This window comes from Streptomyces sp. VNUA24, from assembly GCF_029167005.1.
GTDB classification, from domain to species: domain Bacteria; phylum Actinomycetota; class Actinomycetes; order Streptomycetales; family Streptomycetaceae; genus Streptomyces; species Streptomyces scabiei.
Genome location: NZ_CP119143.1, coordinates 6,522,142 through 6,537,383, shown reverse-complemented (window position 1 = coordinate 6,537,383; position 15,242 = coordinate 6,522,142). Strand labels below are relative to the sequence as shown.

The 15,242-nt window shown below is 73.2% G+C and carries 12 protein-coding genes; 4 read left to right on the top strand and 8 right to left on the bottom strand.

Annotated features, from left to right (window positions below):
* The first annotated feature begins 192 nt into the window (after positions 1–192).
* Positions 193–402, top strand: a complete 210-nt coding sequence (locus PYR72_RS28010) for a DUF397 domain-containing protein (RefSeq protein WP_046917909.1) — start codon at positions 193–195, stop codon at positions 400–402.
* Positions 403–548: 146 nt separating this feature from the next.
* Here the strand turns inward: PYR72_RS28010 and PYR72_RS28005 are convergent, their stop codons facing one another.
* Positions 549–1,406: a hypothetical protein gene (locus PYR72_RS28005; RefSeq protein ID WP_275457872.1), complete on the bottom strand. Its 858-nt coding sequence runs from the start codon at positions 1,404–1,406 to the stop codon at positions 549–551.
* An 80-nt stretch (positions 1,407–1,486) separates the two neighbouring features.
* On the opposite strand from PYR72_RS28005, the gene PYR72_RS28000 reads away from it, so the two are divergent.
* Together PYR72_RS28000 and PYR72_RS27995 are read left to right on the top strand one after the other, a co-directional pair.
* Positions 1,487–2,275, top strand: coding sequence for an SDR family oxidoreductase (locus PYR72_RS28000; protein ID WP_275457871.1), 789 nt, complete (start codon positions 1,487–1,489; stop codon positions 2,273–2,275).
* Positions 2,276–2,470: 195 nt separating this feature from the next.
* Positions 2,471–4,048, top strand: a complete 1,578-nt coding sequence (locus PYR72_RS27995) for a sodium:solute symporter family protein (protein ID WP_275457870.1) — start codon at positions 2,471–2,473, stop codon at positions 4,046–4,048.
* Between the two features lie 3 nt (positions 4,049–4,051).
* Here the strand turns inward: PYR72_RS27995 and cpt are convergent, their stop codons facing one another.
* The 4 genes from cpt to PYR72_RS27975 form a co-directional block, all read right to left on the bottom strand.
* Positions 4,052–4,645 carry a chloramphenicol phosphotransferase CPT gene (gene cpt / locus PYR72_RS27990; protein WP_275457869.1) on the bottom strand — a complete coding sequence of 198 codons (594 nt, stop codon included), beginning with the start codon at positions 4,643–4,645 and terminating at the stop codon, positions 4,052–4,054.
* A gap of 89 nt (positions 4,646–4,734) precedes the next feature.
* Positions 4,735–5,181, bottom strand: a complete 447-nt coding sequence (locus PYR72_RS27985; RefSeq protein WP_275457868.1) for a GNAT family N-acetyltransferase — start codon at positions 5,179–5,181, stop codon at positions 4,735–4,737.
* Between the two features lie 24 nt (positions 5,182–5,205).
* Entirely contained in the window at positions 5,206–6,321 is a 1,116-nt protein-coding gene (locus PYR72_RS27980) for an ADP-ribosylglycohydrolase family protein (RefSeq protein WP_275457867.1), read from the bottom strand.
* A gap of 361 nt (positions 6,322–6,682) precedes the next feature.
* On the bottom strand, positions 6,683–9,355 hold the full coding sequence (locus tag PYR72_RS27975) for a tetratricopeptide repeat protein (protein ID WP_275457866.1): 2,673 nt from the start codon (positions 9,353–9,355) through the stop codon (positions 6,683–6,685).
* Between the two features lie 120 nt (positions 9,356–9,475).
* On the opposite strand from PYR72_RS27975, the gene PYR72_RS27970 reads away from it, so the two are divergent.
* On the top strand, positions 9,476–9,997 hold the full coding sequence (locus PYR72_RS27970) for a DUF2165 domain-containing protein (protein WP_275457865.1): 522 nt from the start codon (positions 9,476–9,478) through the stop codon (positions 9,995–9,997).
* A 33-nt stretch (positions 9,998–10,030) separates the two neighbouring features.
* On the opposite strand, the gene PYR72_RS27965 is transcribed toward PYR72_RS27970, so the two are convergent.
* The 3 genes from PYR72_RS27965 to PYR72_RS27955 all read right to left on the bottom strand — a co-directional run bounded on the left by PYR72_RS27965 (position 10,031) and on the right by PYR72_RS27955 (position 15,183).
* On the bottom strand, positions 10,031–12,616 hold the full coding sequence (locus PYR72_RS27965) for a bifunctional FO biosynthesis protein CofGH (RefSeq protein WP_275457864.1): 2,586 nt from the start codon (positions 12,614–12,616) through the stop codon (positions 10,031–10,033).
* A gap of 812 nt (positions 12,617–13,428) precedes the next feature.
* A complete protein-coding gene (locus tag PYR72_RS27960) occupies positions 13,429–14,274 on the bottom strand; it encodes an LLM class F420-dependent oxidoreductase (protein WP_275457863.1) in 846 nt (281 codons plus the stop codon).
* Between the two features lie 69 nt (positions 14,275–14,343).
* Positions 14,344–15,183, bottom strand: a complete 840-nt coding sequence (locus PYR72_RS27955; RefSeq protein WP_275457862.1) for a serine hydrolase domain-containing protein — start codon at positions 15,181–15,183, stop codon at positions 14,344–14,346.
* Positions 15,184–15,242: the final 59 nt, after the last annotated feature.

Here is a 15,242-nt window from a genome sequence, read left to right as displayed (position 1 = left end):
AATATGCCACCCACCCGAGTGAATAGTCGCTTCGTCAGGCGATGTTGGCGAGTAGCGTCGATCACGCCAAGGAAAGCAACGACCTTGGCGCAAACCGAGCCGTGGATTCCGGTAGCGGACAGCACCGTTTCCCCTTCCCTCTCCACGGCTCGGCGACAGCAACTCAGCGACCAACCGGCAAGCGGAGCAGAAATGGCAATTCAGCAAGGCGCCCAGAACTCGTGGGTCAAGTCGTCCTACTCCACGGGCAACGGCGCGTGCGTCGAGGTCAAGTCCCCCGTCGTCTCGGCCCTGTCCGTACGCGACTCCAAGGTCACCGACGGGCCGACGCTGGCGTTCCCCGCCGACTCGTGGAGCGCCTTCGTGGCCGAGGTCGGCCGGGGAGCCTTCGACCTCGCGTGACCATGGTTCACCACGACCATCACCACCTCCCTCATCACCCCAACTTCACACACACCCACTGACAGAGCCCTCTCGACCGGCCCGCCGTCCTGGCCGAGGGGGCTCGGCCTTGCCCGCGTTCCAGGGGGGCGGCCCCGGGCGCGGCATCAGCGCAGCCGGTCCACGTACCTGTCGGTACCCGGCACCGTCGGGACGAACGGCGCCAGCAACTCCTGCCGCCCCAGGCCCGATTCGGCGACCGCCTCGCCCAGCCCGCCGAAGGACGCCTCCCAGCGGTCACGCGGATCGGTCTCCAGGAACCACAGCAGCGTCAGGCGGGTGTCGACGCCCTCGACCTGCTTGACGTACGACATCCGGTCCAGGGGCAGCGGGGTGGGCCGGAAGACGGTGACCATCGCGGCCGGCGATCCCGCGAGCCGCTTCGGGAGGTGGCGGGACCGCAGCCACTCCAGCAACTCCGCCCGTTCCCCGGGCCCTTCGGCGTCGATCACCTGGAGCACGAGGCCCGCGTACGGGTGGTCGAGGGCATGGAAGTCCCGGGGGCCGGCGGCCCCGTCGCGGTAGACGGTCACCTCGTGGTCCTGGAAGGCCGTGAAGACGTGCGTACGGTCCTGGTAGACGCGTGCGTCGCGATTCAGCCGCCTGTTGATGGCGACGGTCCACCGCATGTGGTCGTCGTAGCGGCCGTCGGTGATCCAGTACGTGGAGAGGTAGCAGCCGGCGGTGACCGGCTGGGCGATCGCCGACTTCTCGGGTGTGCGCAGGAGCTGGAGGTCGCGGGTGGCGACCCAGCGGCGCCCCGAGAACATCCACGGCATCGCCATCGCGCCCGCGTAGTAGTGGTCGTCCTCGTACCAGCGGTTGTACGCGTACTCGTGGCCCGGGTGCGGCTCCACCATGGTGATCAGGGCATGGCCGGGGTGGACACCGTACGGGCCGACGGCGGCCAGTTCGGCGTACGTGGCGCTGCGGGTGTCCTCGCCCGTGTGCTCGGCGTCGCTCATGTGCTTCCCCTTCCGTCCACCTGCGGTCGCCCATACTCTGACGCTCCGTCAGATAATGCGCCAGAGCCGGGAGGTCTCCGATGTCACTGCTCAGCGGAAAGACGGTCGTCGTCTCGGGAGTCGGGGCGGGGCTGGGTCTGCGGGTCGCCGCGGCGGTCGTCCGGGACGGCGGGAACGCCGTGCTGGGGGCGCGCACGGAGGCGCATCTCGCCAAGGCCGCGGCGGAGGTGGACCCGGGCGGCGCGCACACGGCGTACCGGGCCACCGACATCACCGACGAGGAGCAGTGCGCGGCGCTCGCGGCGCTGGCGCGGGAGCGGTTCGGGGGCGTGCACGCGGTGGTGCACGTGGCGGCCTGGGACAGCTACTTCGGGGGCCTGGAGGACGCCGACTTCACCACCTGGCAGGCGGTCCTCGACGTGAACCTGCTGGGCACCCTGCGGATGACCCGGGCGTGCCTGCCGGACCTGAAGGAGGCGGGCGGCGGGGCGGTCGTCATCATCGGCACGCAGTCGGCGGTGGCCGCGCCCTCGCAGGTGCGGCAGGCGGCGTACGCGGCGTCCAAGGGCGCGCTGACGAGCGCGATGTACTCGCTGGCGCGGGAGCTGGGGCCGCACCGGATCCGGGTCAACACCGTCCTGCCGGGCTGGATGTGGGGGCCGCCCGTGGAGGCGTACGTGCGGTTCTCGGCGCACGGCGAGGGGGTGTCCGAGGCGGAGGTGCTGGCGCGGCTCACCGAGCGGATGGCACTGCCGGAGCTGGCCACGGACGGGGACGTCGCGGACGCGGCGGTCTTCCTGGCCTCCGACCGCGCACGGGCGATCACCGGCCAGTCGCTGCTCGTCAACGCCGGGGAACTGATGCGCTGACCTGCTCCCGCCGGGGCTCCCGCCCGAGGGAGGAGAGTGATCCTTTTCGGCCACTCATCGTTCATGTACATGAACTGAAGTCATCGCTCGGAACTTTTTTACCCCCTCTTGACTTACCCCTTCCTTGCCGTGGCCATGCCACCGAACCCAGAGTTCACATGCCTGACCCTGGCGGCGGACCCTGGAAGGGGGCCCATGAACAGTCTCGACTGGGCCGTGCTCATCGGCTACTTCGGTGTGATGGTCGCCATCGGCGTCTGGTCGCACAAACGCGTGGACAACGTCAGCGACTTCTTCACCGCGGGCGGCCGGATGCCCTGGTGGCTCTCCGGCATCTCGCACCACATGTCGGGCTACAGCGCGGTGATGTTCACCGGCTACGCCGGCATCGCCTACACCTACGGGGTCACCTCCTTCGTGACCTGGTCGTTCCCCATCGCCCTCGGCATCGCCATCGGCTCCAAGCTGTTCGCGCCGCGCATCAACCGGCTGCGCTCCCGGCTGCACGTGGCCTCGCCGCTCGAATACCTGAAGAACCGTTACAACCTGGGCACACAGCAGGCGTTGGCGTGGTCCGGGATGCTGCTGAAGATCGTGGACGTCGGCGCGAAGTGGGCCGCGATCGCCACCCTGCTCTCCGTCTTCACCGGCGTCTCCCTCAACCAGGGCATCCTGATCACGGGCACGATCACGGCCGTGTACTGCACGATCGGCGGCCTGTGGGCCGACGCGCTCACCGAGCTGGGCCAGTTCGTCATCCAACTCCTGGCGGGTATCGCGATGTTCGTGGCCGTCGTCGCCAAACTCGGTGACTACGGCGGCTTCTTCGGGGTCTGGGACCGCCCCGAGCTGGAGGGCCACGCCGAGCCGCTGGTCGGCCCCTACGGCACGGTCTTCCTGCTCGCCTTCCTCTTCATCAAGCTGTTCGAGTACAACGGCGGCATGCTCAACCAGGCCCAGCGCTACATGGCCACGGCCACCCCGTACGAGGCCGAGCGCTCCGCCCGGCTGTCCGCGATCCTGTGGCTGGTCTGGCCGCTGGTGCTGTTCTTCCCCATGTGGATGTCCCCGCTGCTGGTGAAGTCGGAGACGGGCAACGGCAGCGACACGTACGCCCTGATGACCGAACAGCTGCTGCCGCACGGTCTGCTGGGCCTCGTCATCGTCGGGTTCTTCTCCCACACGATGGCCATGTGCTCGTCCGACGCCAACGCCATCGCGGCCGTCTTCACCCGCGACTGCGCGCCGGTGATCTGGCGCCGGGCACGGACGTGGAGCGAGGGGCAGGGGCTGCGGGTCGCCCGCATCACGACGGTCGTCTTCCTCGGCCTGTCGATGGCGGCGGCCACCCAGGTCAACTCGCCCGCGTTCAAGGACATCATCACCGTCGTCATCAAGTGGGTCGCCGGCCTCATGGGCCCGATGGCCATCCCGATGATGCTCGGCCTGCTGCGGCCCTTCCGCCGCTCCGGCCCGACCGCGGCACTCACGAGCTGGGCGTGCGGGCTGTTCGCCTTCTGGCTGGTGAACTACCCGATCCACTGGAACATCGACGGCGGCGTACCCCTGCAGTACCAGGTCTCCATCCCGCTGGCCGTCTCGCTCGTGCTGTACGTCGTCATCGGCTTCGTCAAGCCGGAGGACACCCCCGAGCGGCTCGCGCTCATCGAGATCATCAACTCCGACGGCGACGGGGACGGCAGGGGCGGGGCCGGCGCGGCGGCCGCGGTACCGGCCCAGGGGAAGGACGCGTCCAGCCCGAGCGGGGTCTGAGGGCTACGAGGGCCGCGCCCGGGAGGGGTTCCGGGGGCGGCCCTCACGGCTGCCGAGGTGGGCCGCGATGGCGCGGGCGCAGTCCAGGGACTCGGTGTGGGTGGTGTCGACCTCCAGGTCGTAGCGCACACCCTCGTGGACGAGGCGCGCCTGGGCCTCGGCCATGCCCCGGACCCGGTCCCCGCGGGCGATCTCGCGGCCCGCCGCGACGGCGGCTTCGCAGCGGACGCCGACCCACAGCGCGTCCACTCCGGCGCCGTGCGGGCCGTCGAGAAGCCGCTGCCAGCGCTGCTGGGAGACCGCTCCGCCGAGGAAGACGTCGTCGACGATGACACGGCCCCCCGCGCGGGCCATGGCCACCAGGCCCTGGGCCCAGACCTGCTCCAGCACGCGGAAGTCCGCCCCGATGCCGACCTCGCCGTCGGCCGAGATCGCGATGCCGCCGTCCGACGTCTGCATCCGCGCGGGCATGGCCTCGGTGAGGGAGTCCACCCCGAACGCCAGCCACTGGTCCGGCAGTTCGGCCTGCAGACAGCGCACGATGCCGGACTTGCCCGCGCTGGAACCGCCGTTGAGGATGATCATCCGTGTGCTCACCGGGCCACGGTAGGGGGACGCGCTCGCGGCACGAAACCCATTTCGCGCGGGGCGTGCGACCGCGGGGCCCATGGACGAGGGGCGTGCGCTCACCCGCCGTCCGGCGGGCGTACCAGGAACGCGTCCACCCGGTCCTCGGTCTCCAGGCGGAAGCCGTGGCGTTCGTAGAGACGGCGGGCGGGGCTGCCCCGGAGGACGTTCAGGCGGACCGGGAGGCCGGCGGGGGCGGAGCGGGCGAGGAGGGTGCGGAGCACGGCGGAGCCGATGCCGGCGCCCTGGAGGTGCGGGGCCAGGTAGAAGTGCTCCAGCCAGTGCGCGTCGGCGGCCGGCCGCAGGGCCACGCAGCCGGCGAGGACCCCGCCGACCTCGATGATCCAGGTGTGGGCCGGGTCGAAGGAGTCGCGCAGGCGGCGGCGGACGCGGTCGGGGTCGTAGCGCCCGAGGCGTTCGAGGTCCGGGCGCATGACCACGGCGCGCAGCTCGGCGACGGGGTCGACGTCGGCCGGCCGGGCCGGGCGCAGGGTCCAGTCGGGCATGAGCGGCACCGTGGTCGCGCTTTCTCAGGCGCGCGGGTACCGGGCCAGCCAGCCCGGTACCGCGCCGCCCGGGGCGTGCAGGGCCGGGCCCTGGGTCATTTCGAGGGCGAAGTCGTCGGCGAGGACGAGGATCGTGGGGCGGCCCTCCAGTTCGGCGAGCCAGGCGGGGGGCAGCGCGGTCTCGCCGTGGAGGGCGCCGAGGAGGCCGCCGGTGAGGGCGCCGGACGCCCCCGAGGGGCCGCTGTGGTTGACGGCGAGGCACAGGCCGTGGCGGACGTCCTCGCCGACGAGCGCGCAGTACACGGCGACGGCCAGCAGTCCCGCCGCCGCGCCGTCCCCGGCGAGGCGTTCGACGACGGCGGGGGACGGCGTGCCCTGGCGGGCCGCGGCGACGGCCTGCTGGAGGGCGTCGGCGACGGGCTCGTGGCCGGGGCGGGCGGCCAGCAGGACCAGGGTCTTCTGCACGGCGGCGTCCAGACCCTCGCCGCGCGCCAGGGCGTGGACGATCACGGCGTAGGAGCCGGCGGACAGATAGGCGGCGGGGGCGCCGTGCGTCTGCGCCGCGCACTCGACGGCCAGCTGGAAGACCAGCTGGGGCTCCCAGCCGACGAGGAGACCGAAGGGTGCGGAGCGGGCCGCGGCCTCGGCGCCGCACGCGCCCGGGTTCTTGGGGGCGTCGAGGGTGCCCATGGTCCCGTCGGCGAAGCCGAGGAGGCAGATGAGGGAGGGGTCGCGGCGCGCGTAGAGCCACTCCTCGCGGGCGAGCCAGCCGTCGTCCTTGCGGCGTTCGTCGGGGCCCCAGTCGCGCTGTGTCGCGGCCCAGCGCAGATACGCCCGGTGCAGGTCGGTCGGCGGGTGCCACACGCCGGTGTCACGGCGGACCTGGGCGCGGATCAGCCCGTCGACGGTGAACAGGGTGAGCTGGGTGAGGTCGGTGATCGCGCCGCGCCTGCCGTACGCGGAGGCCAGATCGGTCAGCCACTCGGGGCCGTACGCCTCACCGATCTGCGCCAGGGTCAGCTGCTCGACGGGGGCGCCCAGCGCGTCGCCGACGGCCGCGCCCAGCAGCGTCCCGCGCACGCGGCTGCGGTAGTCCTGCTGCTCGACACGCCCCCAGACGGCACCGGCTGTCGCACCCACCCCAGCCTCCTCATGGCCCCGGCCTCGACCCGTACGTCAGTACATCAGTACATCCGTACGCCCGTACGGCTCGACAGTCCAGCACTGTAATCGAACAGGAACTGTCGATTCAGGGCTCTCATCGAGCACGGAACAACACCCGATGTGCGATCGCTCGGTCAATCCAGCACAGACGCGCAGAGATGAACAGGTCGTGCGCCGGGGTCCCACTCTCGGAGAAAGCGTGCGCCGGCGCAACATCCTCCGACGGTCCGTTCCGGACGGCTCGCGCTGCGCGGCTCACTCCGGGTGACCTGCTCCGGGCGACTCACTCCTGGCGCTCACTCCTGGCGCTCACTCCGGGCGGCGCACTCCTGGCGGCTCACTCCGGAGGTCGCGGAGGCTCCGCCCGCCGGGCCGTCGCCGCTGCCGCTGCCGCGGCCCGCTCGTGCACGTCCGCGACCGCCGGGTCGTCGGGGAGCAGCGTCCGCGCCCGCTCGGCGTCGGCCAGCGCCCGCTCCGGGGAGCCGAGTTCGAGGTGGAGGGCGGCGCGGTGGCGCAGGGCCCAGGCGTACCCGGGGAGCAGGGCGACCGCCGCGTCCAGGTCGGCGAGGGCGTCGTCGTGGCGGCCCAGCCGGAAGCGGGCGACGCCCCGGCTGGCGTACGCGGAGGCGTACAGGGGGTCCAGCTCGATGGCCCGGTCGTAGTCGGCGAGGGCCTCCTCGTCGCGGCCGGCGGCCCGCAGGGCGTCACCGCGTTCGCAGCGGACCCAGGGGGCGTCCGGGTCGAGGGCGACGGCATGGTGCAGATCGGCCAGCCGCCGCTCCTGCTCACCCCGGGACCGCCGTACGCGCGCCCGGCGCACCAGCGCCCAGACGTACTCCCCGTCAAGCTCCAGCGCGCGGTCCAGATCCGCGAGTGCCTCGTCGAGGCGGCCCTGCGCATGCCGGGCGGCACCGCGCGAGGCCCACGTCGAGCGGAGGACGGGGTCGAGGGCGACCGCGCGGTCGAGGTCGGCGACCGCCGCGTCCGGGTCGCCGAGGAGGCGGTGGTAGTCGCCGCGCAGGACGAGGGTGGTGATGTCGTCGGGGGCGAGCGCGTCGGCCCGGTCGAGGTCGGCCACGGCGCCCGCGTAGTCGCCGGTGTGCGCCCGCGCGACCGCCCGGCCCTGCCACGCCGTGGCGGACCCGGGGTCGAGGGCGAGGGCCTGGTCGTACTCGGTCACCGCCCGTTCGTGCGCGCCGTCCCGGTGCAGCGCACGCCCCCGCAGAGCGCGCGCGTACGCCTGGTGCCCGGTGTCGAGGGGGGCCCGGAGCAGCAGGACTCCGAGCGCGTCGTGGACACCGCCGCGCTCCAGCGCGCCCAGCAGGTCCCGCCCCCAGCGGGCCGTGTCCTCGTCGTCGGCGTCCTGCCCCGCCTGGGCCAGGGCCTCGGCCCACCGCCGGGCCACGGCGGTGTCCTCGCCGCACGCGTCCACGACGTCCCGCAGCATCCCGGCGAGCGCCCCGCGCTCCCCCGCGCACAGCCGGTGGTACGCCTCGGCCAGCCGCAGTTCGCGCCAGCGCGGCTCCCCCCACGGCTCCCCGCCCTCCTGTGTGGACGCGGCCCGCGCACGCCACCCGGCGAACGCCTCCGCCAGCCGGCGGTGCCGCTCGCCCCAGTCCCGGGGCGACCGCGTCCGCTGCAGCCGCACCATCGGCGCCCGTACGACGTCGTGGAAGACCACCCGGTCCCCGCGGTCGGTCACGAAGGGCAGGGCGCGCAGCCAGGCGAACAGCGCGTGGGGGTCCTCGGCGCCCGCTCCCTGGTCCGCACCCGCCCCCTCGGCCTCGCCCGTCACGGCCACGCGGAACACCTCCGCGTCCAGCCACCGGGGCAACGCGCAGGTCAGCGCGGCGGCCCGGCGTACGGGGTCGCCCTCCCAGCGCAGGAAGCGCTCCACGGCGGTGGCGCTCGCGTCGCCCGCGTCGGCGAGGTCGTCGAGGCCGGCGGGGCGGGCCTCGGCGAGGGTCGAGACCAGGACGGGCAGGCCGCCGGTGAGCCGCAGGACCTCCTCCACCACCGGCGGGGCGAGCACACCCCGGGCCGCGAGGAGACCGCGGGACTCGGCCTCCGTGAAGGGCCGCAGCGGGAGGTCGAGGACGAAGTCGCCGAGGCCGCCCCAGCGGGTGGCGTCGAGCGGGCGCTGGCCCGCCGTCACGAGGACCAGGTTGCCGGGGAGGGGGCCGTGGCGGTCGCCGGAGACCAGGTCGTGCAGCCACGGGTCCAGGAAGGCACCGGTGCGCTCGTAGGTGTCGAAGAGCAGGACCAGCCAGGGCGCTTCGGCCGCGGCGCCGGCCAGTTCCTCCAACAGGGCCGGGGTGAGGACGAGTTCGGGGGCGAGCAGCAGTTCGGCATCCTCGCGACCGCGGGCGCGTGTGCCGAGGCCCGACCGCAACCGGTCCGCCTGGCGGGCGAGTTGGGCGGGATCGACGGCACCGGCGAACGGGCCGACGACCGGGACGAGCCCGAGTGCGACCAGGGTCGCCCGGGCGGCGGCCATGCTCGCGGCCGACGGCTCGGCGGCTCCGCCGGGCCGCGCCCGCGTCGACGCCCCCGGTCCCCCTGCGTCACCCTCGTCCGCCGCTCCCCCGGCCGTCCTGTGCCGTGGTCCCTCCCGCTCGGCCGCGGCCATGGCGGCCAGTTCGGCCTCGTACCGGTGCTCGCGGTGGGCGGTGAGCAGCCGGTCCAGTTCCTTGAACCGCCTTCCCTGCCGGGCGAACCGGTCCGCGATCACGGCCATGGCCTCCGGCACGCTGCCGACGCCGTCGTCGACGTACGCGGTCAGGGCCCCGTGCTCCCGGGCGATCTGCTCCAACTCCCGGACCAGGAAGGTCTTTCCCATGCCCGCGTTGCCGTGCACGTGGAAGAGGAAGCGGCGCCGCTCGTCGTCGACGGGCAGAGCGAGATTGGCGCGGAAGGCGGCCCGTTCGGCGGTTCGGCCGACGAAGCCCTGGCGGGTGCGCCGCCGGATCAGCTCCTGCATCGTCGGGATCGGCGGCTGCGCGCGCCCCATGGATACCCCTCCGGCCGTCCTCGGTTCGCCATGGTTCTCCGCCATCGGCGGCTCCCATTGTGATCCAACGCGCCGAAAAACGCCTGGGGATGATCCGTGGCCCGGGCACATAGTGGAACCATGGCTGAAACCCGGACCTCCCGCGGCTCACTCCTCCCGCTCGCCTCGACCCTGCTCGTCGGCACGGTCGCCCTCTACATGGCGTTGGTGGCGTTCAGCAACATCACGGACTTCGGAACGAACCAGCAGTTCGTCCGCCATGTCCTCGCCATGGACACCACGTTCAAGGACGAGCACCTGATGTGGCGTGCCATCGAGTCGAAGGGCCTCCAGGACGCGGCCTACGTCCTCATCATCGCCTGGGAGACCGTGACGGCCCTGGTACTCATCGCGGCCACCTGCCTCTGGGCCCGCGCCCTCGCCTCCGGCACCTTCCCCACGGCCCGCCGCTACAGCACCCTCGGCCTCCTCATGGTCCTCCTCCTCTTCGGCGCCGGCTTCCTGGCCATCGGCGGCGAGTACTTCGTCATGTGGCAGTCCGCCGACTGGAACGGCCTCGACGCCGCCCTGCGGGTGTTCCTGCTGAGCGGGGTGGTGCTGGTGGTGACGCATCTGCCGACGGGTGGCGGCGAGGCGAACTGAGGAACGGCGCTCCGGGCGACGGGCCGGCGGGACTCACTCCACCACCGGCAGCAGTTCCGGGAGGTGGCCGTCCGACAGGGTGGCGGTGTGTTGGCGTTCCTCCGGGACCTCGCCGTAGAGGGTGGTGCGGGGGCGGGCGGGGCGGCCTGCCGCTTCGGCGACGGCGATGAGGTCCTTCACCGACTTGTAGGAGCCGTAGGAGGAGCCCGCCATGCGGGAGATGGTCTCCTCCATCAGGGTGCCGCCCACGTCGTTCGCGCCCGAGCGGAGCATCTCGGCCGCGCCCTCGGTGCCGAGTTTGACCCAGCTGGTCTGGATGTTGGGGATGTGGGGGTGGAGCAGCAGCCTCGCCATCGCCGTCACCGCCCGGTTGTCGCGCATCGTCGGGCCGGGGCGGGAGATGCCCGCCAGGTACACGGGCGCGTTGGTGTGGATGAAGGGGAGCGTCACGAACTCCGTGAAGCCGCCGGTCTGTTGCTGGATGCGGGCCAGGGTGCGCAGGTGGCCGAGCCAGTGGCGGGGCTGGTCCACGTGGCCGTACATCATGGTCGAGGAGGAGCGGATGCCCAGTTCGTGGGCGGTCGTCACGACCTCGATCCAGGTGGCGGTGGGGAGCTTGCCCTTGGTGAGGACCCAGCGGACCTCGTCGTCCAGGATCTCCGCGGCCGTGCCGGGGATGGAGTCGAGGCCCGCCTCCTTCGCGGCCGTCAGCCATTCCCGGACGGACATCCCGGTGCGGGTCGCGCCGTTCACCACCTCCATCGGGGAGAAGGCGTGGACGTGCATGCCGGGGACGCGGGTCTTCACGGCCCGCGCGATGTCGAAGTACGCCGTGCCGGGCAGGTCGGGGTGGATGCCGCCCTGCATGCAGACCTCGACAGCGCCGAGGTCCCACGCCTGCTGGGCGCGGTCGGCGACCTGGTCAAGGGAGAGGGTGTACGCGTCGGCGTCCGTGCGGCGCTGCGCGAAAGCGCAGAAACGGCAGCCGGTGTAGCAGACGTTGGTGAAGTTGATGTTGCGGGTGACGATGTACGTGACGTCGTCGCCGACCGCCGACCTCCGGACGTCGTCCGCGATCCGGGTGAGGGCGTCGAGCGCCGGGCCGTCCGCGTGCAGCAGGGCGAGGGCCTCGGCGTCCGACAGCCGTGTGGGGTCGTCGGCCGCCGTCGCCAGGGCCGCGCGGACGTCGGTGTCGATCCGCTCGGGGACCATGCCGGGTGCCGCCGCCTCGCGCAGGGCGCCCCAGTCGCCGTAGACGGAGTGGAAGTCCTCCCGGCGGTCGCCGGTACGGCCCTCGGTGTCGATGGCGGTGTGCAGATCCGTGCGGCCGACGGCGACGAAGACCTCCTCCGGCTCCTGCCAGGGGTGGCCCTCGACCACGGCGTCCGGGCGGGCCAGCCCGGTCTCGGGGTCGGCCAGCGCCCGCACGTGCGGGAGGAGGCGCGGGTCCAGCCAGGGCTCGCCGCGCGAGACGAACTCCGGGTACACGCAGAGGCGTTCGCGCAGCTCGAAGCCGGTGGCGCGGGAGCGTGCGGTGAGTTCCTCGATCTGCGGCCAGGGGCGCTCGGGGTTCACATGGTCGATGGTGAGGGGGGACACCCCGCCCCAGTCGTCGATGCCGGCGCCGATCAGCCGCTCGTACTCGCCCTCGACCAGGTTCGGCGGGGCCTGGATGCAGCCCGCCGGCCCCATCAGGAGCCGGGCGACGGCCACCGTGGCGACCAGCTCGTCCAGCTCCGCGTCCGGCATGCCGCGCATCGCGGTGTCCGGCTTGGCGCGGAAGTTCTGGATGATCAGTTCCTGGATGCCGTGGTAGGCGCGGGAGATCTTGCGCAGCGCGAAGAGGGACTCCGCGCGCTCCTCGTACGTCTCCCCGATTCCGATGAGGACGCCGGAGGTGAAGGGGACGGAGGAGCGGCCCGCGTCCTCCAGGACCCGCAGCCTGACCGCCGGCTCCTTGTCGGGGGAGCCGTGGTGGGGGCCGCCCGGCTCGGACCACAGCCGGGTCGCGGTCGTCTCCAGCATCATGCCCATGGAGGGGGCGACGGGCTTCAGGCGCTGGAAGTCCGTCCAGCTCATGACGCCGGGGTTGAGGTGCGGGAGGAGGCCCGTCTCCTCCAGGATGCGGATGGAGATGGCGCGGACGTACGCGATCGTGTCGTCGTAGCCGTGCGCGTCGAGCCATTCGCGCGCTTCCGGCCAGCGGTCCTCGGGCTTGTCGCCGAGGGTGATCAGTGCTTCCTTGCAGCCGAGGGCGGCGCCCTTGCGGGCCACGTCCAGCACCTCGTCCGGGGACATGAACATGCCGTGGCCGGCGCGGCGGAGTTTGCCGGGCACGGTGACGAAGGTGCAGTAGTGGCATTTGTCCCGGCAGAGCCGGGTGAGGGGGATGAAGACGCTCTTGGAGTACGTGATGACGCCGGGGCGGCCTGCCGCCTCCAGGCCCGCGTTCCGCACGCGTGCGGCCGTGGCGGCCAGGTCCTCCAGGTCCGTGCCGCGTGCCTGGAGGAGGACCGCCGCCTCGGTCGCGTCGAGGGCCACGCCGTCGCGGGCGCGTTTGAGGGCCCGCCGCATGGAGTTCTCGGTCGGGGCGGGCCCGGAGGTCGCGGAAGTCGTCATTCGTCGAGCATACGAGCGGCTTGGCTCCGCCTTGGCGGGGGCTCCGGGTGGGGTGGGGGCCGGGGGGTCGGTGGTGGGGTGGGAGGTGCGGTGTCTTGGCGGGTGCGGGTCGGTGGGGGCTGGTCGCGCAGTTCCCCGCGCCCCTGGGAGGGCGAGGCGCTGGGCCAGGGCCGAAACGCCCTCGGCAGCGGTCCTCGGCGGGCGCCTGAGGGGAAGGGAGGTTCGGTGCGTCGGCGGATGCGGGTCGGTGGGGGCTGGTCGCGCAGTTCCCCGCGCCCCTGGGAGGGCGAGGCGCTGGGCCAGGGCCGAAACGCCCTCGGCGCCGGCCCTGAGCGGGCGCCTGAGGGGAAGGGAGGTTCGGTGCATCGGCGGATGCGGGCCCGTGGGGGCTGATCGCGCAGTTCCCCGCGCCCCTCAAAGACCCAGGCCCCGCCAGCCTGGAAAGCTCAGCCCCCGTGGGCCCGAAAGCCCGGGCCCCGCCAGCCCGAAGCCCAGTTCACCGCAGGTCCGAAAGCCATGGCCCCGCCAGCCCGAAGCCCAGTTCACCGCACGCCCGAAAGCCCGGGCCCCGCCGGCCCGAAGCCCAGTTCACCGCACGCCCGAAAGCCCGGGCCCCGCCGGCCCGAAGCCCAGTTCACCGCAGGCCCGAAAGCCGGGGCCCCCGTCGGCCTGGAGCGCTCAGCCCCCGTGTCCCCGAAAGGCTCGGGGCGGAGCCCCGGTGTTTCAGGGGCGCGGGGAACTGCGCGACCAGCCCCCACCGGGCCCGCACCCGCCGAGCCGGACGGCGCGGAGAGCCCCATGCACCGGGCCCGCTAGAGAAACGTGCCGTACTCGTCCAGCAGCCCCAGCACCTCCGCCTCCCCCGCCGGAGGCAACTGCACCACGGCCTCCTCGATGCCCAGCTCCGCGTAGTACGCCAGCTTCCCCGCGCTCGGCTGCACCGCGTACGGGACCACCTGCAGGCCCGCGGGATCGCGCCCCGCGTCCGCCCACGCCGTGCGCAGCACCGGCAGCGCCTCCCCCAGGCCCCGCCCTCCGATCGGCAGCCACCCGTCCGCGTACTCGGCGATGTGCGCGAACAGCTTCGGCCCCGCGGCGCCGCCGATGAGCGTGCGCGGCCCCACCACAGGACCCCGCGCCTTCTGCACCGGCTTCGGATACGCGGAACTCGCCCGCACGCTCCCGAACTCCCCCTCGTACGCCGTCGGCTCGTCCGCCCACAGCGCCCGCATCAGCGCCATCCGGTCGCGCACCAGCTCCCGCCGGGTGCGCCAGGTGACCCCGTGGTCGGCGGCCTCCTCCACGTTCCAGCCGTAGCCGAGGCCGAGGGTGAGGCGGCCGCCGGAGAGGTGGTCGACGGTCGCGATCTGCTTCGCGAGGTCGATCGGGTCGTGCTGGGCGACCAGCGTGATCCCGGTGCCGAGGCCCAGCCGCTCGGTGACGGCGGCGGCCTGGCCGAGCGCCACGAAGGGGTCGAGGGTGCGGCCGTACTCGCGCGGCAGGTCCCCGCCGGCCGGATACGGGGTCGTCCGCTCGACGGGGATGTGCGTGTGCTCGGGGAGGTAGAGCCCCGCGAAACCGCGTTGCTCCAGCTCACGGGCGAGCCGGGTCGGGGTGATCGTCTCGTCGGTGAGGAAGATCGTCACGGAGATGCGCATGCGTCATCTGTAGCGGCTCGGGACGGGGATGTCCATACCGACCGGTCGGCACCCCCCTGTCCTGGATCTTCAGGCTCGGCCGGATGCCGCGAGCACCCGCGTCGCCAGACGTTCCGTGCGGGCCGGGCCGCCGAGCCGGTGGACCAGGATCCACCGTCCGTCGTCGCATGCGGCGCCCAGCACGGACGAACCGCGCGTGGCGCCGTTGTGCCACCGGACCGAGGGCCCCCGCTGCCAGGAGGGCGCCGGATCGCCCAGCCGGCGTTCGACGAGCAGGGCGACCACGAGGTGCGCCAGTGTCCGGCAGGTGGACCACATACCGCCGGCCGGCAGGATCGGCCCGGTCAGCGTCCACAGCGGACGCGCCCGGCCGAACGGGTCGCGCGGCACGAGCCGTCGTTCCTCCGGCGGACCCGCCGTCACCACCCCTTCCGCCAGCCCCAGCGGCGCCAGGACGTGACGGTCGACGAGCCGCTGGTAGGAGCACCCCGTGGCGGCCGTGAGCGCGGAACCGAGGACGGCGTAGCCGAGGTTGGAGTACTCCCGCTCGCCCAGCCGTCCGGCCGTCAGCCGGTCCAGGCCGTGCAACGTCTCCCGCAGCGCCGCCGCCGTGAAGGTGAGATACGGATCGTCCGGCGGGCCCGGGGGCCCGACGGGCAGACGGGGCAGTCCCGAGGTGTGCTCGGCCAGATGCCGCAGGGTGACGCCCGTGCCGCCCGGCACCTCGTCGAGGCAGTCCTCCAGCGGGGTGTCGAACCCGACCGTCCCCTCCGCCGCCAGCCGGGCCAGCACGGTCCCCGTGAGCACCTTGGTCAGCGAGCCGATCTCCACGAACCGGTCCACGTCGTGCCCGTACGCCACCCGGTCGGTGATCCCGGCGCCGCCCAGCAGGCAGGTGGGTGTCCGCATACCCGGTACCTCCGACTCCCTCTTCCTCTTCCTCTTCCGTCTCCGGCATGTCCTTCCGG